Genomic DNA, 21,704 nt, shown 5'->3' with positions numbered 1-21,704 from the left:
CGCCCCTCGGTGGCTAGGTGCCCATGCTGGGGAGGAGCGGCACGAACCGGTCCCAGCGCGCGGTGTCGCACCCGTCGCTCCGGTCGAACCAGGTGTCCACGGGGCGCCCGGCCCAGGTCCCCGTGACGTGGGCGGTGGCGGGACCGCCGTAGAGCATGGTGCAGAAGCCGCCCTCGGGGACGGGGGCGAAGGTGTCCTTCCCCCACCGGGTGTTCCGCTCCAGGACGGCGCAGGCGCCGGCCGGGTCGGGGTGGGTGCCGCGGGCCGGGTGACAGTCGACCTCGAAGATCCCGTCGGCGCCGCTTCCCGCGTCCTGGACGGTGACGATGAGATGGTCGCCGCCGTCGGTGTACGCCGACGCGGGCGTGGGGGCCAGGGCGGCGAGGAACAGCGGGAGGGGACTCAACCGGACGAGCCGGCCGAGCCGGGTGACGTATGACATGCCCTGACTAACGCCGGACGGCGCCGTACGTTGCGCCGAAGCACTTTGCCCTGTGCCCCGCCCGCCTAGTACCGTGGGAACCGATTGGTGGCACGACCTCCGGCTGTGTCATCATCTGCACGCACCACTCGCGCTCGCGCGGGCGGCTGTGCGGGAGGCGTCGCCTAGTCCGGTCTATGGCGCCGCACTGCTAATGCGGTTTGGGACTTAAATCCCATCGAGGGTTCAAATCCCTCCGCCTCCGCGCAAGATCACCGAAGCCCCGGTCCGAGCGACCGGGGCTTCGTCGTTGTTCTCCCCGCCCTGATGGGTGTTTCCGCAGCTCACAAGGGCTACGGCAAACGGATTTCACATGGGAGCGGCAGTCATGTAATGTTCTTCCTGTCGCCGCGAGCGGCCCGGAAGGGCAAGGAACGGCGAGAAAACAGAACAAGCACTCGTAGCTTAACGGATAGAGCATCTGACTACGGATCAGAAGGTTGCAGGTTCGAATCCTGCCGAGTGCACACAGGTCAAAGGCCCCTTGGGATGATCCCAAGGGGCCTTTGACATCAACGGGTGACATCAACGCGGTCGGATCGGGCGCTTAGCTCTCGGAGTCCGGTTCCGTCTCGCCCTCCGAATTCTCGTCGGGCTCGTCGAGGTTCAGGGCGTCGTCCATCTGATCGGCTGCTGCCCTCAGCGTCGTGTCCATCACGTGCGCGTAGGTGTCCAGCGTCATGGTGATCGTGCTGTGCCCGAGTGTCTCCATGATCGTGCGAGCGTCGACACCTTGGGCGAGAAGGAGCGAGGCGCAGGTGTGCCGGAGGTCGTGCACCCGGACGCGGTGCACGTGGGCATCCCTGCACAGGATGGTCAGCATGCGGTTCAGGCTCCGGGGGTCCGTGACGCGACCGGTCGACGTGGTGAAGATCAGCCCGTCCGGCTGTCCCGGCGTGGACTGCCACTTCTTCCCCGCCACCATGCGTTCGCGCTCCTGCTGTTCACGGTGCTGGGTGAGTGCCCGCACGCAGTGCTTCGGCAGGGGGACCGTCCGGATCGACCGCATGGTCTTGGGGGTGCCGAAGATCAGCTCTCGCCGGATGCGCTGCACGTTCCGGCGGACACGGAGTTGACCGTTCGTGAGGTCGACGTCTGACCAGGTGAGCGCGAGAGCCTCGCCACGACGCAGGCCGGTCGATACGAGCAGCAGCCACAGGGCGTAGAGCCGGTGGGACCGCGCGGTCTTGAGCAACAGGCGGGCTTCGGCGGCGTTCAGAGGGCGCACCTCCTTGCGGGTCACGGTGGGTGTCTCCACGATCCGGGCGACGTTGCGAGCGATCAGTTCCTCGCGCATTGCCTGCTGAAGGGCGGACCGGAGTACGGCGTGGATGTACTGAACGGTGCGGGCCGACGGGCGGCGCTCGCAGCACTTGCCGATGGCGCAGCAGGAACGCTTGCCTTCCGGGCGCTCCTTGTCCGCGCCCCGGAGGCAGCACAGGCAGGAGCTCTTGAACTCCGCCAGGAAGCGGCGCACGTCCGCCGGCGTAAGGCGGTTGAGCTTCTTGCTGCCGAGTGCGGGACGGATGTACAGGCGGGTGAGTCCCTCGTAGCTGTTCAGGGTGGAGGGCTTGAGCCGTTCCGGCGCGATGGCGGCGAGCCAGTAGGTCAGGAACTCACCGAACGCCATCGTCGACGATGCGGCCGGGATGCCCTGGCGGGTCTTCTCCTGCAACTCCGTGAGCTGGTTGGCGACTTCCTCGCGGGTCTTGCCGTAGACGAACTTCCGTGTACGTGTCCCGTCGGGGCGGTAGACGTACGCGGCGGCCTGATAGCGGCCGTCCTTCCGCTTGGTGATGGTTCCCTCACCGTTGGCGCGGCGCCTCGCCATTACGCGGCCTCTTTCAGTCGGTCCTGCATGAAGTTGTGGAGCGCATCGGCGGGAATCCGGCGGGCTCGGCCGATGGTGAAGCTCTTGAGCTGGTTCGAGCGGATGAGGTCGTAGACCTTGAAGCGGCTGAGTCGCAGGGCCGTCATGACCTCGGGGACCGTCAACGCCTCATGGGTGGTGGGCAGCGCGGTGCTCATGCGGTGACTCCTCGGGGCGATCCTTCGGGGGGCCTCTCTGAGGGGCGCTACTTCCGCTACCGCCGCTACCTCGCAGGTCAGGGGCCTGTTGAAGGTAGCGGGAAGGGGTAGCGGTAGCGGATGGGTAGCGGGGCGGTAGCGGCAACCGGGGCGGGTTGCCGCTACCGCGTTGTTGCTGGTCAGGCGGCGTTTTCGGTGCCGGGTAGCGGAGGTAGCGGACTTTCCGGGGGTGGGGGGCAGTAGCGGGCCCACGCATCCCACAGATCGGCGCTGTAGTAGCCCTTGAGGACACTCCCGGCGGTCTTGATGTTGCGGGAGGCGATCGGCTCGTTGTCCGCCGTCATGTACTCGGCGAGCATCTTCGACAGGCGCCGGTTGTCGAGTGGCTTGCCGTGCAGGTCGGCCCATGGGGCGTCGTCGAGGGCGTTGAGCCGGTCGAGGATGGCGACGGTGGGAAGGCGGTCGATGCCGACCATGACGTGATCGCGGAGGTCGGTCAGCAGCCGGACACCGAGGCTGCCTTTGTCGTTGGCCTTGGACGCGGTCACCAGCGTCACGCATGCCGCCCGTGCCCGCTCAGGCCAGTCGCCCCCGATAGCGTCGGCGATGGCGAGCAGGGGTTCCCACACGTCCGCCGGCCGGTCGCTGACCCCGTCGGGCATCTCGGGCCAGGCGCCCATGACGAACCCTCGTGCGTGTTCCGCCCATTGGGCGAGCCGGTCGCGCAGTGCGTGTCCCTCGGCCTCATGCAGGCGGGCCCGGAAGGCTTCCACGCGTTCGTTGCGGGCCCGGCGGCGCATGCGGATGATGACGGAGCGGGTCATGATCGTGTCGGGCAGGTTGCCGAGTCCGGCGACCGCGACCGCGCAGTACGAGGGGAAGGCCTGCACGGTCTGGTTGCCGCCGTCGCCGATGCACCGGTAGGTGACGCCGGTCCGGCGGTGTCCGGCGTTGAGGAACCCGCGCAGTTCCTCGTTGTCGCCTGCCTTGGGGCCGAAGATCGTGTCGATCTCGTCGAACAGGATCGTCGGGCGCCCGTTGGGGTTGGACACGGAGCGGAACAGGGCGGCGGCGGACGCGTTGACGGCCGTCATCGGCGCGGGCACGAGGGTTTCGACGACTTCCAGCGCCCGTGACTTGCCCGAGCCGGGCTCCGGCGAGAGGAACGCCAGACGCGGGGTGGAGTCGAAGCAGTCGAGCAGGTGAGCGTGCGCGTCCCACAGTGCGACAGCGACGTAGGCGGCCTCGTGGGGGAAGACGTTGAAGCGGCGGTGGAAGGCTTCCACCTCGTCGAGCAGCGCGGCCCCGTTGATGGTGTCGGTCATGCGGCGGCCCTTCCTTCCTGGGGAGTGCGCAGGGGGCAGGTGTCGCGGTGGGCGGTGTGGTCGGCGATCAGGGCAAGCACCCGGCGGTTGCCGACGGCGCTGCGGTCGCGGCCGCACAGGCACGTCGACGTGGCCGTGGGCACTGCGCCGCGCGGGGCGCTGATGGTCAGCCACGCGACGGGGTAGCGCCCGTCTCCGGACTGTGGGTCAGGGCCAACAGCAGTGCGGACGCCCTTACGGGCGGCGACCTTCGGTTCGCCCACGGCCGTCGTTCCCACAGCCTGTGGAGCGGCCTGCGGGTCGGTCGGGGTGTCGGTGATGCTCTTCAGGGAGGGGCGGGAGGGGGCGCTCATGCCGCCTGCCTCCGTCCCTGGTTGTGGGTGATGGACCAGTTGAGGGCGCTGCGGAGGGTGGAGCGGCATTCGGCGACGGTGAGTCCGGCGGCCTCGCCTGCCTCCTGAAGAGCCTGCTCAACCACGTGCCGGGGGAGGTCGCCCCATGCGACGAACCGTCCCAGGGCGCGCGCGGCACGGAACAACGCGGCTTCCCGCGCCCCGAGTTGGGCCGTGGCGACGTTCCGGGCCTCAGCGGTGAGCGCTACATCCGCATATCGGTGCGATTGCCCCGATACGGCCATTGAGGGGGCCTGAGGCACCCTGGGGGCCGGTTCCAGGATGCTTTGGAGCCAGGAGGGCAGAGGGGCCGCCACGGAGCCGCACAGCGCTTCGTAGGCTCCGGCGGGGGTGCGCGACCCGGCGGCCACGACGTAGCCGCCCCAGGCCCGGGTGTCGACCAACTCGCCAATGGTGCCCGCCGTGTTGGCGAGGCGGATGCCGTCGGGGGCGGTGAAGTACAGGTGCTCACCGCCGCTCGCGGTCCGGGTCCGGTAGGTGTCGGGCACCTGCTGTCCGGCGCGCTCGCAGAGCGCTGCGAAGGTTGCCGCGCCGCTAGGCGCGTCCGAACTGCTGTTGTTCTTGGGCATGTCGAGGTCGACGACGACCAACCCGGAGGGACCGGTGGCAATGCCGACGTTGAACGGGGCCCGGGACCAAGTCGCACGGATGCGGTCGGGGTCGATGGTGGCGCGCTGCTCCCACTTGCGGTGGCCGCTCGCGCAGACTCCGGTGCGGGGGCAGGCGGCCTCGCCGTGCAGCGCGGGCCTCTTGGTACCGGGCCGCAGCGGGAAGACGTGCCAGCCACGCGCGGCGGCCTCCAGGGCGGCACGCATCAGGTCCTCGCTCACGCGGCCACTCCCCACGCAGAGATGGGAGCGGCGAGGTAGGCGCGGCCGATGAACTCTGTGAAGGCCGGCGGAATGGCTTCGGTCAGTTCCGCGCGCACGCCGGTCCAGTCGATGCCCATCGCGGCCTGAAGCTCCGGGACGGACGGCTTGCCCCCGCCATTGCCGTACGCGGCCACATACGGGCCGTCGTAGAAGCGGCCGTGACGGTAGCCGCGCACGCGGCCCCGGTGCGGGACGTGCGCGGGCTGCTCGATGGTCCAGCCGCCCAACTCGAAGTTGCGGTGGCGGATGACCCCGAGTCCGAACATCTCGCCGCATAGGGTGAGGTCTTTGCGGATCTTCGCGCGGCCGTTGGGCTGCTCGATGACGTAGGGCAGGCCGGTCGCATCCAGCAGCGCGCGGGTGGGCGCTACCAGGTCGAGGTGCGTGCCGCCCCATCCCTGGGAGGCGTTCGTGCCGACGGTGAGGGCGCATCCGTGCTGGCACGGCGGGGAGGCGTGGACGAACGCGTACCGGCGGATCTCGCCCGTCGTGATCAGGTGGGCGAGGTAGGCCAGCGCGTCACCCCAGTGGTAGGGGAAGGGGTAGTTGGGTCGGTGGGCGATGTCGCAGCCGTGCACGGTGAATCCCGCGCGGTGGTAGCCCATGGCGGCGCCGCCGGCGCAGGAGAACAGATCCAACAGGCGCGGCCGTGCGGTGCGCACTCGCCGGATGTTGGTGGGGTCGGTCATGCTGAAGGTCTCCAGTTCCTTGATGGGTTCTGGTTGGACAAGGGCGGCCCCGCTTCTTTGGCGAGACGGAGGGGCCGCCCTTGGCTTGACTGCACACGAAACGATTCGAAGGCAGGACACATGCGTGGGGTGGGAGTGGCCGTGACCGCGATAGCGGTGATGACGGCGCTGACAGGTTGCGGCGGCGGTGACAGCGTCGGCACAGCAGGCGAGCGGGCGACGACGACTGCTCGTGCGGCCGAAAAGAAGGCCAGGGACGAGCTGACCCCCGATGCCGTACGGGGCGATGTCCGGTCTGCGGCCGCTGCTGCGAGGATCGGGCACCTGGGTTTCCTCGACACGAGCAAGGCCGGCAATCCGTGCCGCGTGATCGCGTCCTTGCGGACTGGAGACGCGCCGAAGCGTGAGTCCGTGGACTCGGTGCTTGCCGTGCTCAAAGCACGGGGCTGGGGACAGGTGGAGCAGATGCTGGCCGACGACACCGACCAGGCTTGGCGCCTGAAGAAGAACGGCTGGGAGATGATCCTGGGCGCGGGGAAGGTCCCCGAGGGCGCGGGGATCGTATTCGACGCGGACGCGTCGGGAAAGGCGTGCGGGGTGCCCATGCCGTCGCGGCCCGCAGCCTCCGACATCGTGCCTCCTGAGGCGCCCGTCCTTCCCTGAGAACGCAGGAAGGGTTCTCGGAAGGGCCATTGATGGTCAGCCGTGGAAGTGGTTGCGCTTGAAGATCGCTTTGCGGATGTTGACCGTGGTCCCGCCCTGGTGGCCGTGCGGCTTGAAGACCTGCACAGCGATCCAGCCGCCGAAGATGACGGCGGCGAGGGTGATGAGCTGGGTGATGAGCGCAGTCAGGGCGGTGATGAAGGTGGTGAGCAGGAGTAGGCCGCCGCACACCGCGAGGAACCCGACGCCCCCGAGAGCGACGTTCACGGCCGCGCGGGAGACGGGCGGCTTGGCCGCGACGGGTTCGGCCTGTGCAGGGTTGATGGCGTAGCCGGTGACGACACGGCCGTCCGGCAAGACGATGCTCGCGACCGACGGCACGGCGCCCGACTGCACGGCGACCATCGGCACCGGGGTCATGACGGCGGGCGGAAGCGGGGTCGGCTGGTGGACTTCCACGGCCCGCTCAGCGGACGTATGGCGGGTGGGTTCGGGGTGCATGCGGAATCCCTTCCGAAGGTGGGCCAGGGAGGCAGAAGCACCCCCTTGAGGGGGTGCTTCTGAGGGGGCTTTCGGGGGCTGACCTGGGATGCCTCCCTGCCTCCCTGGTTGATCCTTTGTGCAGGTCAGGGCCAGGGAGGTGAGGCAGGGAGGCATTCAGGGAGTTCTCCCTGCCTCCCTGCCCCGGGCGGGTGCGCCTCCCTGCTATCCGGCGGCGGAAGCGGAACCTTCGTCGTCGCGGTTGGCGAGGGCGCGGGCGAGGCGGTCGCGGCCCACGACCATGACGCCGTCGGACTTGTAGGGCTCGGCTCCGGTGCCGTCGAGGACGCGCTTGAGGTCGATGAACGACCAGCCGCCGTATGCGTCGGCGTTGAGCGTGCCGAGCCGGGACAGGACGTCCTTCGTGCGCACCCGCTCCGCAGTGCCGACGACGGAGGCGATGTCGGCGAGCGGGTCGCGGTCCTCGCCCCGCTCGATGACGGTCAGTGTGGTGACGCCGTCGCGCAGGGCCTTGGCGCGGTCGGTGATGGCCACGGCGCCGTCGTCGTCGATGTAGTGCGTGCGCACGGTGATGGACGCCTGTCCGGCGGGGATGGCGATGCCGTCGGATGCGACGACCAGCGTTCCGCGGTCCAGGCCGGGGCGGAGCAGGTTGGGGGCGGCGCCGCCGTCGACCGCCTTGTCCCCCAGCGCCATCCGCGCCTGAGACTCCGTGCCCAGGGCGAGAGAGGCGCGAGTGTGGGCGCCCTCGCGGACCAGCTTGGGCAGGTTCTCGTTGGTGGGGTCCTGGGTGCCCTGCCACATCAGCACGTTCACGGCACGGCCCTGGTTGTGGATCTTACGGACGGCCATGTAGTAGCGGGAGTTGGCCTTGGAGCCGCCGTAGGGGCGCTTCTCGTCGTCCTTGACGGGGCACATGAACGCCACCTGTGCCTCGTCGACCAGCACGATCAGGGGCGGGAACTGCGTTCCGGGCGGGGCCATGATGCGGCGGTTCATCTCGTCGACGGCGCCTTCGACCATCTCGGTCACCTGGATCACGTGCTCATCCGTCGGCCCCTGGATGAGGGTGTCGGCGAGGCCGTCGAACATGGCCCAGTCACCCACACCCTTGAGGTCGCCCATCAGGAAGCGCACCGACTTGTCCAGCGCCAACCACAGCGCGAGGGAACGCAGCGCGACCGTCTTGCCCTGGTTGGACAGGCCGGTGATGAGCAGGTGCCGCTGATACAGCGACAGGGCCGCCGCATCACCACGCAGATCCTGACCCCAGGGGGCACGGCCCTTGGCGTAGTCGGCGGTCATCGACTCGTCGGTGACCAGCGGGGACGGGCCGATCGGCTCGTCCAGCGCCCCGGAGTCGGCAACCCACAGCCGGACCGTGCGGGCGGCCTGCGGGATCGTGATGAACACCTCGTGTTCGTGCCGGGTCAGGTTCTCCGCGAGCTTGCGGCGGCGCTGCTGCACCTCGTTCGTCGACACCCCCGAGGGAAGCGTGACGTCGACCTCGACACCGCATCCGGCGATCCGGATCGGACCCAGCATGGATGCGCCGGCGTCGCCCATCTCCGTGATCGCCTTTCGCATCGCGGGGATGCCGAGATCGCGCAGGGCCTTGATGACGATGGACGGGGTGATCGGCTCCCCCTCGCTGTTGCGGACGTTGGCGGGCATGACCCAAGCGGGGGCGGCCTGCTGCTTGCTGCCGACCGCCCACATGCCCAACAGGGCCAGGAGCGGGCCGATGGTGAGGGCGGGACCCCACACGACCTGCACGATCCTGATCAGCAGGCCGATGAACTCGATGGTGGCCGCAAGGGGGGTGATGACGTCGGTGATGTCGTGGTTGTTGATGGCCATCACGACCCCGAGCGCGACCAGCACGCCGATGCTCATGCCGACGCCGACCCCGACGCCCTTGGCAACGTCCACCGGGGAGTGGAGTAGGTCCATGCGGCGGCGGTGGCGTGCGTCGCGGAAGCGCTGGAGACGCTCCTCCCACTCCTCCGCCACCTCGTAGTTCCCGGCGGCCTCGGCGGCCCGAAGCATGCGCTCGTAGCGAGCTCCGGTCTTACCGTCCCAGGTCCGGCGGGCCACGATCCGGCCCCCGTTGACGGTGTAGAGACCGTGACGGGCGGCGGCCCGCACGACGGTCTTGGTGGTCTCGTGCGTGACGACGGTCTTGACGGCCCGTCCGGAGCGCACCCACAGCGGTATGGGCGTGGCCGGGGCCGGGTCCGGTACGACGGTCAGGGTGGTCACCGACGCGCCCTCATCAGGGGTTTCGGTGGCCTTGCGGAGGCTTACGGCGTGCTCGGTCATGCTGGAGTTCTCCTGACTGCCCCGAGCAGGGGCACACATTGCGGGAGGGTGCCGGGGCGGGCCGGGTCCGTGGCAGGGACGGCCCGTCCCGGCAGGCCGCGCATCACGCGGCGGGAAGGACGCGGGTGGGCGCGGTCACCACCAGCTCGACTTCTTCTTGGGCACGAGGTACGGGCAGCCGTTGACCATGTGGTCCACACACGGCTTGCAGTCCTCGCGCGGCTTGAGGCGGCGGTGGATGCGCTTGTTGTGGGCGTGCTCCCAGCACTGCGGGCACTCGCCCGGCGGCGTGACCAGGGCGGCCACGCTCACCACATCCAGCCGGAGGACTTCTTGGCGGCCTTGGCGGTGGCGGCCTCGTTGACGATGCGCTGACGCTCGGTCTGAAGCGCGGTCATTTCGGCGATCAGTCGGGTCTGCACCGACTGCCACATGCTCTCCAGCTTGCGTTCCGCGCGGCCCGGGTTCTTGCTGCGCAGGACGCGGTACGAACCGCCGACCAGGGCGCCCATGACCTGACGCCGTTCCGAGCTGGTCAGGGGCCACATCTCCTCGTTGCGGACCGCTTCCAGCTTGCGCTCTGTCAGCCTGATCTCTTTGTCCAGGCGACGGGTGTTGGGCTTGCTCATGGTCAAGCACTCCTCAGGGAGGGGGAGTTGTCGGGGAAGGCGCAGGTCACGCACATGCCGAGCGAGGGCGGGATGACGTATCCGGCATCCCGCCGGCACTCGGGGCAGGTGCGGCGCGCGGTGTTGGCTTTGGCCAGGGCCGCCCACCGTGCCGGGGTCATCGGGCGGACCGGTTTGGCCAGGTCGACGCGGTAGAGGTAGGCGACCAGCGGGCCCCGGCGGCGGCGCGGCCGTTCGAGCTGTGCGGCCACGTCCTGACCACCGGGGCGCAAGTCGAGCGCCCGAAGCTGTCGGCGAGTGGCGTAGCCGTCGGGTGCCAGGCGCCACCGGAACACCGGAAGCGAGCCCATCAGGTCGCGGCGCGTTCGGCGAGCAGCGTGTCACGCAGCTTGCGGGCGTTGGCCGGTGAGGTGTGGATCGCGCGGCGGATGCCCTCGCCGGTCACCTTCGCGTCCGGCCAACCAGCCGTCGCCGACCGTGCCTCAGTGAGCAACTGATCGGCGGTGCGCTTGGGCCGGGGCGATCGGGCAGCGTCGGGAACCCGACCAGTCACCCCACGCGGCGGAGTCGCATCGGCAGCGACGGTCCGCCCCGCCGGAACCTCTACAGGCGCCGGGGTCGGGGCGGGGATGGCGGGCATCGGCTTGAGCGGAAGGATCGACTTGCCCAGGTCGATCGCGACCGGTTCCGGCACCGCGAGACGGGACAGCGCCACGACTGGAGCCGGGCTCGATTCCCGCAGCTCAGCCATAGACCGTTTCGTTGTGTTCTCGGTCGATTCCTCCGCATTCATTCCTGGGGTCGGAATCGGCTCCGGGGCCGGGGCGGGGCGGTGATGAAGGACCTTGGCGACCAGGTCGGAACCGAAGTAGATCGACCCGACCGGAAGCGAGGTGGCGAGCAGGACCAGGGCCCAGTTGGCGGGGTCCCAGTCGGCGAGCCGTCCCCAGTCGACCGTGGCGCCGTGCAGGGCGGGGACCAGGCCGTGCACGTAGTTGAGGACCAGCGAGGCGGCGGTGTAGGTGCCCAGCACCCGCAGCGCGAACGTCCGGTCGCGGTCGACCAGAACGAGCGTGGCGACTAGGGCGAGCGCCATCAGTCCGTCGACCACGAACGGGTAGAGGGTGGCGGCGGTCTGGTCCGCTCCGACCGCGTTGGCGATGTCCCGCAGCGCGTTCCAAGAGACCCGGAACGCCATGCCGACCACGACCACCAGGGCCAGGACGAGAGCGATACGGCCCGTGCGGTTCATCGGGCACCACCCCTCAGGCGCCGGCCGTGCCGGACCCAGCCGAGGAACTGCGCGAAGCAACCGGCCGCGATCAGGTAGCGCCATGCCTGCTCGTGCGTGACGAACGCGGCCGTCGTACCGGCCATCGCCGCTAGCGCCCCCGCCATGACGAACAGGAGCTCCCAGCCACGCGGGGAAGGGGTCGTCGTCATGCCGCACCGCCGATCACGATCAGGAGGGCGAGGGCGAGCAGCGCGCCGCCGGTCAGGGTGAGGTCGACCGCACGGCGCAGGCCGGTGAACTTGACGACCGCCAGGCGGGACAGGCCCGCGATGTCGGCGGCGAGGTCGCCGGAGACAGCCTGGCCGATCTGCTCGGGGGTGAGCGTGGCCCACAGCGGGAAGCCATGCCGGCCGGACAGGTTGGGGCGCACGGAACGCAACAGCAGACCAGCCGCCGCGATCAGCAGCGTCATGCCGAGTCCGCCCACGGCGCAGGCGAGCGGGTTCAACGGCAGGTCGCGGGCGATCGTCCACGCCCCGGCCAGCACCGCACCGACGAACGCCAGCAACAACGCCGTCTTGTTGTCGGTCCGCGCTATCTCCGCCTTCACCTCAGCGTGCGCGGCCGTCAGGCTCTGCTCAAGGGTGCTCATGCGACACCCCCGGGCGCTGCGACGTCGCCGGTGCGGTTGACCAGGGCCAGACCCTCGACCAGCACCCGGCGCCGCGCGCGGCGGATACGGCGGGTGTCCAGCTCGGTCGGGGTGCGGTCCAGGGTGATGATCTGCGCGTCGAGCAGGTCGACGCGCGCCAGGATCAGCGGCATCTCCTGCTCGATCGCGTCCAGCTCCGCATCCGTCGGCTCCATGAAGTCGGCGAAGGCGGTAACAGCGTCCTGAACAGTGACGATGTGGTCCATTGGGTCGTGTTCCTCTCAGCGTGGAACGGCCCGAACAGCGGCCCCGGGTCTAGCCACCCGGGGCCGCGCGCCGTTGAAGTCGGTTGATCCGGCTCCCCTCAGCGCCGCTCGTACGAGACGAGCGGCGGAGGCAACCGGCCGCAGAGCCACATAGGCGCTGCGGAAGTTGAGAAACGTGCGCGAGTGAGACCGCGCGGCCGTCTTTTCGACTCGGGGAGACGGGGCCCACCTATTCAGTTCTCAAGGAACGACCAGTTCAGGGCCCCACATGGAGGCGAGCTATCCCGAACCGACATGGCCTGGAAGCAGCCCAAAGAAGACCCTTCCGACTCGCTGTCCTAGGACTGCGAGCGGCCTGAGAAGAAGATGGCACGCAGTCCTGGGACTGTCAACAGTCCTAGGACTGTGTTTCACTAGTTCGCGTCGAGAGGAGTTCTGCGTGGCACCGAAGTGGCGCGACCTGGCGGACAGGTTCGCGGAGCAGATCAAGAGCGGTGAGTATCCGCCGGGCGCCCAGTTGCCCCAGATCAGAGAGCTAGTCGAGGCAGGGGAAGGCTCAAAGGAGACCGTCCACAAGGCTTACAAGGCCCTGGAGGCTGAGGGCCTCGTGACGTCCACGCGTGGACACGGCACCGTTGTGCGGCCGCGTACTCCGCTCAAGCGGCTCGGTATCGCCCGCTACGACAAGACGAAGTGGCGCGATGGAGACGAGGTTGCGTTCATTGCGGATCGCGTCGCATCGGGCCGTGCGTACAAGCGCAACGAGCAGACGCAGACCGTGAGCCGGGTACAGGCGAACAGCCTTGTAGCGGAAGGGCTCGGCGTCCCAGTCGGCTCCGAGGTCTACGCGCGCGCCCGACTCGTGAAGGAAGGGACGCAGCCGACTCACACCCTGACCAGCTACTACAGGCCGGAACACGTCGAGGGAACCCGCATCGTTGACCCCACCCCGGGCCCCGCCGGCCGCGGCGGCGGATATCGGGTCCTGTATGACGCCGGATACGAGATCGACCACATGAGAGAAGCCCTGTTCGCCCGCATCCCGACGGCGGACGAAGTGCAGCTCCTACAGCTCCCCGTTGGTGAGCCCGTAGTTGAGCTCCACCGCACCACATACACCGCAGATGGCACGGCGGTGGAGTTCGCGGTGGGCGTTCACTCGGCTTCTCGCTTCGCGTGGGAGTACGACTTCAAGGTTCCCGACTCGGCACAGGACAGGAAGGAGCAGGAATGATCTCGGCACAGGCATGGGCTGATGCTCGGCTCCTGTGGGACTACCACTTCATGCACCACGACCCACGGCCATGCTCGGTGGCCGTGGGTCTCGGCAGTCACGACCTCGGTGTGGCCGACGTGACGGCGGAGCTGTACCACCAGGGCATGGCGCCGGTCATCGTCTTCACAGGGGCGACCAGCCCCACGACTCGTGCGCGCATGCCGCGCGGTGAAGCCGTCCACTACCGCGAGCGAGCGTTGCAGCTCGGCGTTCCCGACTCGGCTGTACTCCTGGAACCGCGTGCCACGAACACGGGGGAGAACATTGAGTTCACGAAAGCGGTGTTGGCGGACGCCGACGTCACTGTCTCGTCCGTCCTGCTCGTGAGCAAGCCGTACGAAGAGCGACGCTCGTACGCCATGATGCGGAAGCTCTGGCCTGAGGTCGAAGTCGTGTGCGCATCCACGCGGATGAGCTTGGAGGAGTACGCCGACTCCATCGGAGACGCCCGCATGGTGATCGACATGATCGTGGGCGCCCTGCAACGAGTGTTGGTCTTCCCGAGGTTGGGCCTGGCCATCGAGCAGGAGGTACCAGACACCGTTGTAGTCGCCTTTGAGCGGCTGTGCGTCGAGGGCTTCACTAGCCGACTCATGCCGGCGGATGTTGCCCCGCGCCCGACAGGGGCGACTGCCGGGGGCCTGAAGCCGGAAGCCTGACGATCATCCTCGCCTGTTTTTGGGGAAAAGCTCTCAGGATAAGGGGTGGCACTGACAACGCCGGGTGATCGGGATTTTTGATTCTTCGGTTCGGGCGAAAAACCTTCAGTATAAGGGGCGGCACTGACAACGCCAGGCGTTCATCAAACCCTAGGTGAAACGCGCATGCGGTTGTGACTTCGGTCACCAGATCCAAAATGCAAAAGTGCACGTCAGCGCATTACTGAATGGTCAGTTTGGGTGCTGAGGCGTTCATTTACCCCCGCTGATTGCTTGGAAGATTGGCGTTGGCGTGGGGCGGCGCCGATGACGGTCTGTCATGCTGCTGAGGCAACTCCCGCTCAGTGCTGGCGAGTCAGTGCCGGGCGTTAGGGTTGCAGCCGTCAGAAAACGACTGAGGTGCCCGTCCTCCCGCCAAGAAGTTGGGGCACCTCACCGATGAACCAAGGAGATCGATGAACGAAGCCGAGGCTCGGAATGCGCTCCACCTAAGCGGAGGCATGCTGTCTCGTACTGTCGCACACGGCAGTGGCAGCCGCAACCGCGATTTGATCTTGCTCGGAGTCATTCTGAGCTGCGTGATCAACGGCGACACCGTGTCCGCGATATTGCGACAGGCGACTTGGCTGGTGGTAGCCCTGATCGTTCTGATCGTGGTTCAGGTCTGGGATGGCCGACGAAGGGAGCTGCTCCCTGCCGTGCAGCATTCTTCCCGGCTACACGGCATCGAGGCGCCCGAACCGAGGTCTATCTGCTCAGGCCTCATCGTTCGCCGGCCTTAAGTAGCCGGTTGGATGGCGGCGTGGGTAAGCCTGGTTGAGGTGAACCCACGCTGCTTCCGTGGCATCGATAGCTGAATCAACGTCAGTGCATGAAGGATCTATCGGCCAACGCCTGCTACGCGCGTCCTTCGAGGGTGACGCTTTTCCGGACTCGATGAACTGGGTCGACCGAGTACCGGAAGCTCGTCCGCCAATCTCGATGTCGGCGAGGTGGAGTTTTGGCTACGCAGACGAAGGCGGCAAGGACTCTGGCGGCTGCTCCCGGTTGAAGTCCGTGAGGCCGTTCAGTGACACTTTCGACAGGTCCCCCGGGGCCACCAGACCGGACTCCCGCAACCACTTCAAGAGATCGACTCGCGTCACCACATTGCCGAGGTCAGGAAGCTCGGACCCTGAGAACTTAAGGATCAATGCCGCTTGGAGGTGGGATCTCAAGTGGTCTTCGTTGACCGTGCTAAGTAGTCGAATGGCCTGGTCCGTATCCCTCTCGGCCTTCATATCTTCACGGAGCCCCCTGCTCTGGGACTCCATATGGCGCAGGGCAGCATCAGCGCGTTTGTGGAACAAGGTGCCGATCCCAACGGTCAGTAGTCCGGCAACGCTGGAAACGACCGAAGCGTACTGATCACCGATGGTGTCGGCGTGGAAAATGGCAAGACCGATTCCGACGGTCAGAATGACACCGCCGGCGATCGACGCGAACAGGCTCACATAGAAGCTCGCCCGCGCCTGTGTGAGCCCATAGCTGTAGTACCGGATCAGCAGCTTGGTGAACTTCTCGCTGTCCTTCTCCTGAGGTGTGGGGGACGCAGGGGCAGTGTCCTCCGGCAGGAGTTCTTCGGTCAGCTCAGCTCGCTCCTGATCAACAGCCTTTGTGAACCACCTCCTCGTGGCAACCCAGGCTGAGGTCAGGGTGGCTGCGGTCCCGAGTGTTGTTCCGATGACTGCCGCTTCGGCGGGTGTAATTGCTGCCACGCGAGTCATCCTGCCAGGGGCGTGGCACCCCTGTAGGCCCTTTGTCGCGCTGAGTCGTCCGAGCGCCACCATCAGGCGGACCTAGTTGTGGAATCATGGCAACTGAGAAGAAACCTGAGGGGGTTGACCTTGGCTGACGTGCTGATCAGGCGCGGAGTTGCCGGACTGCCGAGCGTGTCCCGCTCGGATGTCCCCGGGAACTACCCGTACGAAGCGATCAGGGTGGCGAAGCTCATCCGAGCCGCCGGCTTGACCGTCGAGTTCGAGGACGAGAAGCCTGATCGCACCTACCTGACCCACGACGCCGCCGAGTTCTGGTTGCCGATCATTGAGTTCGCCAGGGACGTCGGGAAAGAGACCCTGATCGCAACGCTGACCGGCTTGATCTCCTCTTACACGACGATGAAGATCCTCAGGAGGGGCGATTCGTCCGGCGAAGAGGTGACTGTTCCGTCCCCCGTTCTGCACGTGGAGGTAACCCGGCAGGGTGACCTGACCACCAAGCTGGTGCTGGACGGCCCGGCCGACTCGGTCCTCGAAGCGATCACCAGGATCGAGAGGTGGGGTTCTGAGGATGAGCGCCGTCAGCTACCCGAGGGATGAGAACGAAGTCTTCCAGCAGTGCCAGGCCGACCTTGAGCAGGCCAAAGCTGCACGCCACCCCGATCCAGCTGCGCTAGAGATCCTGCGGCGGCTGAGAGGGGAGCTGCGGCAGGTAATGGACCGTTCCGAGGGGTACGACCTTGCCCTCTTCGACCGGGCTCATGAGCTGCTGGACGAGGTAGGCGGATTGCTGAGGCGAACCTATCCGAAGGCTTGCACCATGGCCTATCGCGACGGCGTCTACTACCGGGAGTGTCCAGTCGATCTTGGGCATCTTCGAGTCGGGTTTAGCGTGGAGACACGCGTGGACGAGCAGGAGTGCTCGATTTGCGGACTTGATCCTGACGAATGCGATCACATCCCCGGTGAGTCGTACGAAGGCCGTGAGTGCCTCGTCATCATCACGAAGGCCCAGATCCTGGCAGTGGCCCTCGTAGCTAACCCGAGGTTCCGGGATGCGCGCTTCGGCAGCCTGTCGCTCGGCACATCTACCGAGCTGCGTGCTGCTCTTGGGCCGAATTTTCGGCCGGGAGTGAGGCTCAGCTGCGATAAGTGCCTCGCGGGATGCCACGGCCTCAACCGAAACTTCGATGGGTCGACCCACGGCTGATCGACAGTAACTGGCCGGACGAGACTCGGCGCTGCCGCAGAGTCGCGCTTCCGCGTGCTGGTCGTTCTCGTGGTGCACCCACGAGCTGCTTCACCCCCGTGCCGGTGACACCAGCTCACCGCCACTTCAAGGAGACAGCCTCTAGTGGCCCAGGAGCCGGATCCGTCCCACCTAGACTCTCGGGTAAAGCCGCGTTCCGGAGCCTGTGCCTGACATCAGTGTCTGACATCAACGGGGGCGTACAACTACGCACGTTGGAACACCTGCGAGAGGTGAGGGCGACGCGAGGGACCACTAGGCGAGCGGCCATCTAGGATGGTGCACGCGCCTACGGATCAGAAGGTTGCAGGTTCGAATCCTGCCGAGTGCACACAGATCAAAGGCCCCGGATCACTCCGGGGCCTTTGTCGTCAGTTCGTGAGTCGAGCCACCGCGACTTGATCCGGTTGAACTGCGAGATCGGCGATCTGTCCGCCCGAAGCGAGAACGAGCCTCAGTGAGAATCACCTCCGCCCGACCGAGCGATGTGTCCAAGCTGCTGGCCTTCCGATCGGAGGCCGCAGCCTGGCTTTCTCGCCTCGGAACCGACCAGTGGCAACGCCCGTACCCGGCGGACAGGCTGTCGGACACCGTAGAGGGCGGGACTGTGTTCATGGTCCGGGACGGTGCGGCGACGGTGGCGACCATCACCCTGACCCCCGAGGTGGAGTCGGGCCTGTGGACGGAGCAGGAACTCTCCGAGCCGTCGATGTTCATCAGCAAACTCTCCGTCGTGCGCACGCATGCCGGACAGAACGTCGGCGGCCGTCTGCTCGACTGGGCCGGAGACCGTGCCCATCGCGCCGGGGCCACATGGCTCCGGCTCGACGCGTGGACGACCAACGAGGATCTGCAGGCGTACTACCTCCGCCGGGGGTTTGCGTACGTCCGCACCGTCTTGGAGGGGTCAGCGATCAGCGGAGGGCCTCGGGTTTCGGGTTGGCTGGCCCAGCGGCCAACGCACCCGGCCGAGCACGGCTTCGTGGACGAGACCCCGGAACCGGGACGTCTTGGTGGCGGCTAGCCCGGCATCGCCATGCCCCGGGGCCCCTACGCAACGGGTCGTCCCTGCGGGGGCAGGTTTCCGCCGGCTCCAGCGGGAGTGACGGATCGGCGTGGCGTCATTTTGCCGGCCAGCCATTCCAGGTTCTCCCAGACGCGGGGCTCGCCGTGCACCTGTCGCTGCGTCTCCATCCAGGGCCGGTAGTTGTTCCAGACGGCGATGATGAGACCTCCCCACGCCTCGTCGATGACTTCTGGGTCGAAGGCGTCCGACTGCGCGCCGACAGCCAGGAAGTTGAACATGGTGAGGTAAGCCGTGATCAGTTTCGTCGTCGGCTCGTCACCTGCCAGCGAGAGGCTGATCAGAGCTGAAATGGCCTCATGATCCCGCTCGTTGGGTATCCCCTCGTCGAACAGCACCTTTCGCCGCTCCATGTTGGCCGTGAGGTACTCCATGGTCGCCTGCTTGCGGCGCCTGTCGTGATCTTGGCCGGTGCCTCGAGCCAGCAGGAGGAGCTGCCACGCCAGTGCGCCGAAGGCAACGACGCTGACGAGCAGAGAGCTGAACGAAGCAATCAGGGACCACCGCTCATACGACGTCACGGCCGGAACCTTACGGAAGGCGCGCAGCCGGCGGGTCCGTTTCTGGCATCAATGCCTGACATCAACCCGCCCCGGACATACGAGAGGCCCTGGAGCGGGATCTCCGGGGCCTCTTGCGATGGGGGTGATGGCGTGGCATGAGGTCATGCGGCCGTCGTGGCCAAGCCGTGGAAGGCCTGGGTGGTGCGGGGGTGGGCGAGTTCGTCGAGCAGGTGGCGCCAGTCGGGGTCGGCCGCGGCGGGGTGGGCCAGGTCCCAGGCGGTGAGGAGCGGGGCCAACTCGCTCTCGGGGGAGATCTCGATCGACGGGGAGGCGAGCAGCGGGGTCATGGGAGTTCCTTCCGGCGAGGGCGAAGCACGTGAACTCGGGGGTCGGGCCCGGGGATCCGGGATCCGATGGCTTCTACGATGCCGTCGATTCCGGGGCGGCGACATGGAGCCCGCCGCCCAGTCCGGGGTGGGGGCAGCTGCACCCCCAGGGTGTCGCCAGCCTCCGACGCGGCGTTGTCGTACCCCTCTGCGATCGTGACCGTCATGGGCGAACTGGTGGAGCGGGTGGACGAGCAGGACCGGGTCATCGGGGTGGTGGACCGGGCGGAGGCCATCGAGAAGAAGTGGCTGCACCGGATCGCGACCACGGTCTGCCGTGATCCGGACGGGCGGATTCTGGTGCATCGGCGGCCGGAGAACGATTCCCGTTTCCCGGGACAGTACAACTGGCTGGTGGGCGGGGCGGCGGAGGTCGGGGAGTCGTACGAGGAGGCGGCCGCCCGTGAACTCGCCGAGGAAATGGGAGTGTTCGGGACGCCTCGCTTCCTCTTCAAGTTCCTGTGCCGCGGCGAGATCAGCCCCTACTGGCTCGGGGTGCACGAAGTCGTCGTGACCGGAGCGCTCGCGCCCGATCCGGCGGAGATCGCGTGGCACGGCTGGTTCGACGAGGGCGAGTTGCTGGAGGCGGCCGGGCGGGGGACGTTCGTGTCCGACGGGGCGGAGGCCCTACGGCGGCACCTGGCGGCCTGAACGCCCAGAGCCTCGGCAGCGCCTCCCACCAACGCGGCGCCCGTCTCCGGTCGAGAGATCTGGCGCAGGGCGTCCAGGCGGCCCAGCATCGTCGAGTCGGGGGCGGCGCCGTAGAAGGGGCCGGGCACGTTGCGCCAGTACCCGCGCACGACGGCTGCCTTCGGGGCGAGCGGCCGCGGTGACCGTACGTCAGCAGGTGGTGGCGACGGCGGCCTGGGTGAGGACGGGGCGGGGCAGGGGGAGCACCGGGCGCCGGGGCCGGAGCGGGCTCTTGCGGCCGCTCGTGAAGACGAACAGGCGCAGGACCAGGAAGCGGCCTATGCCGGCCAGACCGGAAGCGGTGAGGTAGACGGCCTGTTCCGTGAGCATGCCGGGCGCCGACTGGATGACGTGGAGGAGGAACATCGCGGCGCAGGTGACGGCGTACGCGGCCGCCGCGGAGCCGGAGGACTGGAGGTGCCGGCGCCAGCCGGGGCGGCGCCCGGTGCCGAAGGTGAACAGGGCGTGGAGCTCGGTGCACAGGAGCGTGGAGGCCACGGTGATCACCGCGTTCGCGACCGCCCACGGCATCGTTATCGCCACCAGCGGTACGGCGAAGCTGGAGAGGACGCCGATCCCGCCACCGCAGACGACGAAGCGGACGAAGGAGGCGAGGGGGCCCGGGGCGGCCGGGGAGTCCAGGGAGTCCAGGGAGTCCAGGGAGGGCGAGGACGGGGACTGGGTCCTGTCGGCCGTCTGCGGCTCCATGGTGTTTCCTCCGGCTCGGCGCGGGCTTCTCGATCCGCCTGATCCGGGGTGGATCGGCTGAGATCAACGATGCCGTCGCGGGCTCGCCGGAACGATGGAGTGCCCTCCCGAATGGGAGGTGGGGCTAGCTCCACCCCCGGGGTGGGGCGGTCCCGCTACTTGCCGTCCGCGTCCTTCGCCCGCAGCTCCTCGATATACGCGAGCGCGAGGTTCGTCGAACGGCTGAACCAGTCGTGGAGTACGGCGATCTCCTCGGCGGAGTAGCCCGCGAAGACGGCGTCGAGCCGGTCGTAGTACGGCTGGTAGAGGGCGACGACCTTGGCCACGGCGTCGGGCAGCGCGGCGACCCGGACGCGGCGGCGGTCGGTGGGGTCGGGGACGCGGGTGACGTAGCCGCCGCGTTCGAGGCGGTTGAGGATGCCGGTGACCGCGCCGGTCGTGACATGGGCGTGCTCGGCGAGGTCGCCCGCGGTGAGGAGGTCCTCGCCGGCCTTCAGGACGCAGGCGAAGGACAGCAGGTCGGTGACGTTCAGACCCAGCCGCTGGGCCATCTCCTGCTGGCCGAGGTGGGCGGTGGCGATGAAGAGGTCCATCGCCTCCCGTGTCTGGGCCGGAGTGGCGGTGGGGCGGGGCTCGGCGGACATCGGGTTCCTGTTTCTCTGAGGGCGTTTGGCAGGGTGCGAGGCGTTCGCAGGGCGCGTCCTGCGGATTTCTCTTAGCGTGTGAGAGGTTTCTGCGCTAAATTTCTTAGGGAGTGAGGGATCGGGTCGAGGAGGATCTGTGAGTGCACATCAGTATGACGAGGGGCACACGGTCGCGGGGTGGACCGGATTCGGCATCGCGACCGTCGGGACCGCCGTGCTGGGGCTGGGGGTGTGCACGGTTTCCGGTGTCGCGATGGCCGGTGGTCTCGCGATCACCGCGGTGGGTGCCGTCGTCACCTGGGCCCTGCACCTGGCCGGTTGGGGCAAGCCGCCGGGGCGCCGGCCGCGCGAGCAGTGGGGGATGCGGGTGCGCGACACGAGCGCACGGCAGGGGCACGCCGATTGTGTCGGCTGCCGGATGGCGGGGCGGGGAGGCACGCGGACGCCGGTGGTCGAGCCCAGCGCGGGGGCGACGGCGGAACCCGTCCCGGTGGAGTCGGTGGGCTGAACTCCTCGCCCGGGAACCCTCGCGTGACGGCTTCCGCGACTGGTCTTGGGATTCTGCGGACGGGTCGCCGGCTCCTGCGACCGGTCTTCGGCGCCCGCGAAGAGTCTCCGGCTTGTGCGGATCGGGTCTCGGGCTCCTGCCGACCGGGTCGCAGGATTGTGC

At 67.9% G+C, this 21,704-nt stretch carries 30 protein-coding genes and 2 tRNA genes; 11 read left to right on the top strand and 21 right to left on the bottom strand.

What is annotated here, in order from left to right:
- Positions 1–13 precede the first annotated feature (13 nt).
- Positions 14–442, bottom strand: a complete 429-nt coding sequence (locus AQJ46_RS27390; RefSeq protein ID WP_059208118.1) for an SSI family serine proteinase inhibitor — start codon at positions 440–442, stop codon at positions 14–16.
- Positions 443–595: 153 nt separating this feature from the next.
- Between AQJ46_RS27390 and AQJ46_RS27385 the strand changes: the two genes are divergently transcribed.
- Positions 596–686 (top strand) — tRNA-Ser (locus AQJ46_RS27385).
- A gap of 189 nt (positions 687–875) precedes the next feature.
- A tRNA-Arg gene (locus AQJ46_RS27380) sits at positions 876–948 on the top strand.
- An 80-nt stretch (positions 949–1,028) separates the two neighbouring features.
- Here AQJ46_RS27380 and AQJ46_RS27375 read toward each other — a convergent pair.
- The 6 genes from AQJ46_RS27375 to AQJ46_RS27350 all read right to left on the bottom strand — a co-directional run bounded on the left by AQJ46_RS27375 (position 1,029) and on the right by AQJ46_RS27350 (position 5,808).
- Positions 1,029–2,312 (bottom strand): tyrosine-type recombinase/integrase, encoded by a 1,284-nt coding sequence (locus tag AQJ46_RS27375; protein WP_059208117.1) that lies wholly within the window; start codon positions 2,310–2,312, stop codon positions 1,029–1,031.
- On the bottom strand, positions 2,312–2,509 hold the full coding sequence (locus AQJ46_RS27370; protein ID WP_059208116.1) for a helix-turn-helix domain-containing protein: 198 nt from the start codon (positions 2,507–2,509) through the stop codon (positions 2,312–2,314). Before AQJ46_RS27370 ends, AQJ46_RS27375 begins: the two co-directional genes overlap by 1 nt.
- Positions 2,510–2,688: 179 nt before the next feature.
- A complete protein-coding gene (locus tag AQJ46_RS27365; protein WP_059208115.1) occupies positions 2,689–3,834 on the bottom strand; it encodes a DUF3631 domain-containing protein in 1,146 nt (381 codons plus the stop codon).
- Positions 3,831–4,187, bottom strand: coding sequence for a hypothetical protein (locus AQJ46_RS27360; RefSeq protein ID WP_059208114.1), 357 nt, complete (start codon positions 4,185–4,187; stop codon positions 3,831–3,833). The genes AQJ46_RS27365 and AQJ46_RS27360 overlap by 4 nt, the downstream gene beginning before the upstream one ends.
- Positions 4,184–5,062 carry a bifunctional DNA primase/polymerase gene (locus AQJ46_RS27355; RefSeq protein WP_079072463.1) on the bottom strand — a complete coding sequence of 293 codons (879 nt, stop codon included), beginning with the start codon at positions 5,060–5,062 and terminating at the stop codon, positions 4,184–4,186. Before AQJ46_RS27355 ends, AQJ46_RS27360 begins: the two co-directional genes overlap by 4 nt.
- Before the next feature lie 11 nt (positions 5,063–5,073).
- Entirely contained in the window at positions 5,074–5,808 is a 735-nt protein-coding gene (locus AQJ46_RS27350; RefSeq protein WP_059208112.1) for a DNA cytosine methyltransferase, read from the bottom strand.
- 156 nt (positions 5,809–5,964) lie between these two features.
- Here AQJ46_RS27350 and AQJ46_RS27345 point away from each other — a divergent pair, with 156 nt between their 5' ends.
- A complete protein-coding gene (locus AQJ46_RS27345; protein WP_159064052.1) occupies positions 5,965–6,471 on the top strand; it encodes a hypothetical protein in 507 nt (168 codons plus the stop codon).
- Between the two features lie 36 nt (positions 6,472–6,507).
- On the opposite strand, the gene AQJ46_RS27340 is transcribed toward AQJ46_RS27345, so the two are convergent.
- The 9 genes from AQJ46_RS27340 to AQJ46_RS27300 form a co-directional block, all read right to left on the bottom strand.
- Positions 6,508–6,972, bottom strand: a complete 465-nt coding sequence (locus AQJ46_RS27340) for a hypothetical protein (protein ID WP_059208110.1) — start codon at positions 6,970–6,972, stop codon at positions 6,508–6,510.
- Positions 6,973–7,176: 204 nt separating this feature from the next.
- Entirely contained in the window at positions 7,177–9,294 is a 2,118-nt protein-coding gene (locus tag AQJ46_RS27335) for an FtsK/SpoIIIE domain-containing protein (RefSeq protein ID WP_059208109.1), read from the bottom strand.
- Positions 9,295–9,429: 135 nt separating this feature from the next.
- Positions 9,430–9,606, bottom strand: a complete 177-nt coding sequence (locus AQJ46_RS27330; protein ID WP_059208108.1) for a hypothetical protein — start codon at positions 9,604–9,606, stop codon at positions 9,430–9,432.
- The gene (locus AQJ46_RS27325) at positions 9,603–9,923 is read right to left on the bottom strand and encodes a hypothetical protein (RefSeq protein ID WP_059208107.1); all 321 of its coding nucleotides are present in this window, start codon (positions 9,921–9,923) and stop codon (positions 9,603–9,605) included. The genes AQJ46_RS27330 and AQJ46_RS27325 overlap by 4 nt, the downstream gene beginning before the upstream one ends.
- A gap of 2 nt (positions 9,924–9,925) precedes the next feature.
- Complete coding sequence (locus AQJ46_RS27320) at positions 9,926–10,273, bottom strand: RRQRL motif-containing zinc-binding protein (protein ID WP_059208106.1); 348 nt, start codon at positions 10,271–10,273, stop codon at positions 9,926–9,928.
- Entirely contained in the window at positions 10,273–11,175 is a 903-nt protein-coding gene (locus AQJ46_RS27315) for a DUF2637 domain-containing protein (protein WP_059208105.1), read from the bottom strand. Before AQJ46_RS27315 ends, AQJ46_RS27320 begins: the two co-directional genes overlap by 1 nt.
- Positions 11,172–11,366 (bottom strand): hypothetical protein, encoded by a 195-nt coding sequence (locus AQJ46_RS27310; protein ID WP_059208104.1) that lies wholly within the window; start codon positions 11,364–11,366, stop codon positions 11,172–11,174. The genes AQJ46_RS27315 and AQJ46_RS27310 overlap by 4 nt, the downstream gene beginning before the upstream one ends.
- Complete coding sequence (locus AQJ46_RS27305; RefSeq protein ID WP_059208103.1) at positions 11,363–11,809, bottom strand: Pycsar system effector family protein; 447 nt, start codon at positions 11,807–11,809, stop codon at positions 11,363–11,365. Before AQJ46_RS27305 ends, AQJ46_RS27310 begins: the two co-directional genes overlap by 4 nt.
- Positions 11,806–12,075: a DUF6284 family protein gene (locus AQJ46_RS27300; RefSeq protein ID WP_059208102.1), complete on the bottom strand. Its 270-nt coding sequence runs from the start codon at positions 12,073–12,075 to the stop codon at positions 11,806–11,808. Before AQJ46_RS27300 ends, AQJ46_RS27305 begins: the two co-directional genes overlap by 4 nt.
- Before the next feature lie 439 nt (positions 12,076–12,514).
- Here AQJ46_RS27300 and AQJ46_RS27295 point away from each other — a divergent pair, with 439 nt between their 5' ends.
- The 3 genes from AQJ46_RS27295 to AQJ46_RS56580 all read left to right on the top strand — a co-directional run bounded on the left by AQJ46_RS27295 (position 12,515) and on the right by AQJ46_RS56580 (position 14,792).
- A complete protein-coding gene (locus tag AQJ46_RS27295) occupies positions 12,515–13,309 on the top strand; it encodes a GntR family transcriptional regulator (protein WP_059208101.1) in 795 nt (264 codons plus the stop codon).
- Positions 13,306–14,010: a YdcF family protein gene (locus tag AQJ46_RS27290; protein WP_059208100.1), complete on the top strand. Its 705-nt coding sequence runs from the start codon at positions 13,306–13,308 to the stop codon at positions 14,008–14,010. Before AQJ46_RS27295 ends, AQJ46_RS27290 begins: the two co-directional genes overlap by 4 nt.
- Before the next feature lie 455 nt (positions 14,011–14,465).
- Positions 14,466–14,792, top strand: coding sequence for a hypothetical protein (locus tag AQJ46_RS56580; RefSeq protein ID WP_063803848.1), 327 nt, complete (start codon positions 14,466–14,468; stop codon positions 14,790–14,792).
- A 222-nt stretch (positions 14,793–15,014) separates the two neighbouring features.
- Here the strand turns inward: AQJ46_RS56580 and AQJ46_RS27280 are convergent, their stop codons facing one another.
- Positions 15,015–15,767 carry a TRADD-N-associated membrane domain-containing protein gene (locus tag AQJ46_RS27280; RefSeq protein WP_059208099.1) on the bottom strand — a complete coding sequence of 251 codons (753 nt, stop codon included), beginning with the start codon at positions 15,765–15,767 and terminating at the stop codon, positions 15,015–15,017.
- Between the two features lie 129 nt (positions 15,768–15,896).
- Between AQJ46_RS27280 and AQJ46_RS27275 the strand changes: the two genes are divergently transcribed.
- The 3 genes from AQJ46_RS27275 (at position 15,897) to AQJ46_RS27265 (ending at position 18,043) form a co-directional block, all read left to right on the top strand.
- A complete protein-coding gene (locus tag AQJ46_RS27275; protein ID WP_159064051.1) occupies positions 15,897–16,370 on the top strand; it encodes a hypothetical protein in 474 nt (157 codons plus the stop codon).
- Positions 16,342–16,980: a hypothetical protein gene (locus AQJ46_RS27270; protein WP_059208097.1), complete on the top strand. Its 639-nt coding sequence runs from the start codon at positions 16,342–16,344 to the stop codon at positions 16,978–16,980. Before AQJ46_RS27275 ends, AQJ46_RS27270 begins: the two co-directional genes overlap by 29 nt.
- Positions 16,981–17,476: 496 nt before the next feature.
- Positions 17,477–18,043: a GNAT family N-acetyltransferase gene (locus tag AQJ46_RS27265; RefSeq protein ID WP_059208096.1), complete on the top strand. Its 567-nt coding sequence runs from the start codon at positions 17,477–17,479 to the stop codon at positions 18,041–18,043.
- A 26-nt stretch (positions 18,044–18,069) separates the two neighbouring features.
- On the opposite strand, the gene AQJ46_RS27260 is transcribed toward AQJ46_RS27265, so the two are convergent.
- Both AQJ46_RS27260 and AQJ46_RS27255 read right to left on the bottom strand, forming a co-directional pair.
- Positions 18,070–18,624 (bottom strand): DUF4760 domain-containing protein, encoded by a 555-nt coding sequence (locus AQJ46_RS27260; RefSeq protein WP_059208095.1) that lies wholly within the window; start codon positions 18,622–18,624, stop codon positions 18,070–18,072.
- A 143-nt stretch (positions 18,625–18,767) separates the two neighbouring features.
- Positions 18,768–18,953: a hypothetical protein gene (locus AQJ46_RS27255; protein ID WP_059208094.1), complete on the bottom strand. Its 186-nt coding sequence runs from the start codon at positions 18,951–18,953 to the stop codon at positions 18,768–18,770.
- Between the two features lie 204 nt (positions 18,954–19,157).
- Here AQJ46_RS27255 and AQJ46_RS27250 point away from each other — a divergent pair, with 204 nt between their 5' ends.
- Positions 19,158–19,643, top strand: coding sequence for an NUDIX hydrolase (locus AQJ46_RS27250; RefSeq protein WP_059208093.1), 486 nt, complete (start codon positions 19,158–19,160; stop codon positions 19,641–19,643).
- 189 nt (positions 19,644–19,832) lie between these two features.
- Here AQJ46_RS27250 and AQJ46_RS27245 read toward each other — a convergent pair whose 3' ends face one another.
- Positions 19,833–20,390 (bottom strand): GtrA domain-containing protein, encoded by a 558-nt coding sequence (locus AQJ46_RS27245; protein ID WP_079072439.1) that lies wholly within the window; start codon positions 20,388–20,390, stop codon positions 19,833–19,835.
- Positions 20,391–20,545: 155 nt separating this feature from the next.
- On the bottom strand, positions 20,546–21,034 hold the full coding sequence (locus tag AQJ46_RS27240) for a MarR family winged helix-turn-helix transcriptional regulator (protein WP_059208092.1): 489 nt from the start codon (positions 21,032–21,034) through the stop codon (positions 20,546–20,548).
- Between the two features lie 136 nt (positions 21,035–21,170).
- Between AQJ46_RS27240 and AQJ46_RS27235 the strand changes: the two genes are divergently transcribed.
- Positions 21,171–21,542 carry an HGxxPAAW family protein gene (locus AQJ46_RS27235; RefSeq protein ID WP_059208091.1) on the top strand — a complete coding sequence of 124 codons (372 nt, stop codon included), beginning with the start codon at positions 21,171–21,173 and terminating at the stop codon, positions 21,540–21,542.
- Positions 21,543–21,704: the final 162 nt, after the last annotated feature.

Source organism: Streptomyces canus (assembly GCF_001514145.1).
Taxonomy (GTDB): Bacteria; Actinomycetota; Actinomycetes; order Streptomycetales; family Streptomycetaceae; genus Streptomyces; species Streptomyces canus.
This window is presented reverse-complemented; position numbering and strand designations above follow the sequence as displayed.

Bases quoted from the DNA above. Each gene is read 5' to 3' on its own strand.
- AQJ46_RS27390 (WP_059208118.1), bottom strand. From the start codon at position 442: ATGTCATACGTCACCCGGCTCGGCCGGCTCGTCCGGTTGAGTCCCCTC.
- AQJ46_RS27375 (WP_059208117.1), bottom strand. From the start codon at position 2,312: ATGGCGAGGCGCCGCGCCAACGGTGAGGGAACCATCACCAAGCGGAAG.
- AQJ46_RS27370 (WP_059208116.1), bottom strand. From the start codon at position 2,509: ATGAGCACCGCGCTGCCCACCACCCATGAGGCGTTGACGGTCCCCGAG.
- AQJ46_RS27365 (WP_059208115.1), bottom strand. From the start codon at position 3,834: ATGACCGACACCATCAACGGGGCCGCGCTGCTCGACGAGGTGGAAGCC.
- AQJ46_RS27360 (WP_059208114.1), bottom strand. From the start codon at position 4,187: ATGAGCGCCCCCTCCCGCCCCTCCCTGAAGAGCATCACCGACACCCCG.
- AQJ46_RS27355 (WP_079072463.1), bottom strand. From the start codon at position 5,062: ATGCGTGCCGCCCTGGAGGCCGCCGCGCGTGGCTGGCACGTCTTCCCG.
- AQJ46_RS27350 (WP_059208112.1), bottom strand. From the start codon at position 5,808: ATGACCGACCCCACCAACATCCGGCGAGTGCGCACCGCACGGCCGCGC.
- AQJ46_RS27340 (WP_059208110.1), bottom strand. From the start codon at position 6,972: ATGCACCCCGAACCCACCCGCCATACGTCCGCTGAGCGGGCCGTGGAA.
- AQJ46_RS27335 (WP_059208109.1), bottom strand. From the start codon at position 9,294: ATGACCGAGCACGCCGTAAGCCTCCGCAAGGCCACCGAAACCCCTGAT.
- AQJ46_RS27325 (WP_059208107.1), bottom strand. From the start codon at position 9,923: ATGAGCAAGCCCAACACCCGTCGCCTGGACAAAGAGATCAGGCTGACA.
- AQJ46_RS27320 (WP_059208106.1), bottom strand. From the start codon at position 10,273: ATGGGCTCGCTTCCGGTGTTCCGGTGGCGCCTGGCACCCGACGGCTAC.
- AQJ46_RS27315 (WP_059208105.1), bottom strand. From the start codon at position 11,175: ATGAACCGCACGGGCCGTATCGCTCTCGTCCTGGCCCTGGTGGTCGTG.
- AQJ46_RS27310 (WP_059208104.1), bottom strand. From the start codon at position 11,366: ATGACGACGACCCCTTCCCCGCGTGGCTGGGAGCTCCTGTTCGTCATG.
- AQJ46_RS27305 (WP_059208103.1), bottom strand. From the start codon at position 11,809: ATGAGCACCCTTGAGCAGAGCCTGACGGCCGCGCACGCTGAGGTGAAG.
- AQJ46_RS27300 (WP_059208102.1), bottom strand. From the start codon at position 12,075: ATGGACCACATCGTCACTGTTCAGGACGCTGTTACCGCCTTCGCCGAC.
- AQJ46_RS27290 (WP_059208100.1), top strand. From the start codon at position 13,306: ATGATCTCGGCACAGGCATGGGCTGATGCTCGGCTCCTGTGGGACTAC.
- AQJ46_RS56580 (WP_063803848.1), top strand. From the start codon at position 14,466: ATGAACGAAGCCGAGGCTCGGAATGCGCTCCACCTAAGCGGAGGCATG.
- AQJ46_RS27270 (WP_059208097.1), top strand. From the start codon at position 16,342: ATGAGCGCCGTCAGCTACCCGAGGGATGAGAACGAAGTCTTCCAGCAG.
- AQJ46_RS27255 (WP_059208094.1), bottom strand. From the start codon at position 18,953: ATGACCCCGCTGCTCGCCTCCCCGTCGATCGAGATCTCCCCCGAGAGC.
- AQJ46_RS27250 (WP_059208093.1), top strand. From the start codon at position 19,158: ATGGGCGAACTGGTGGAGCGGGTGGACGAGCAGGACCGGGTCATCGGG.
- AQJ46_RS27245 (WP_079072439.1), bottom strand. From the start codon at position 20,390: ATGGAGCCGCAGACGGCCGACAGGACCCAGTCCCCGTCCTCGCCCTCC.
- AQJ46_RS27240 (WP_059208092.1), bottom strand. From the start codon at position 21,034: ATGTCCGCCGAGCCCCGCCCCACCGCCACTCCGGCCCAGACACGGGAG.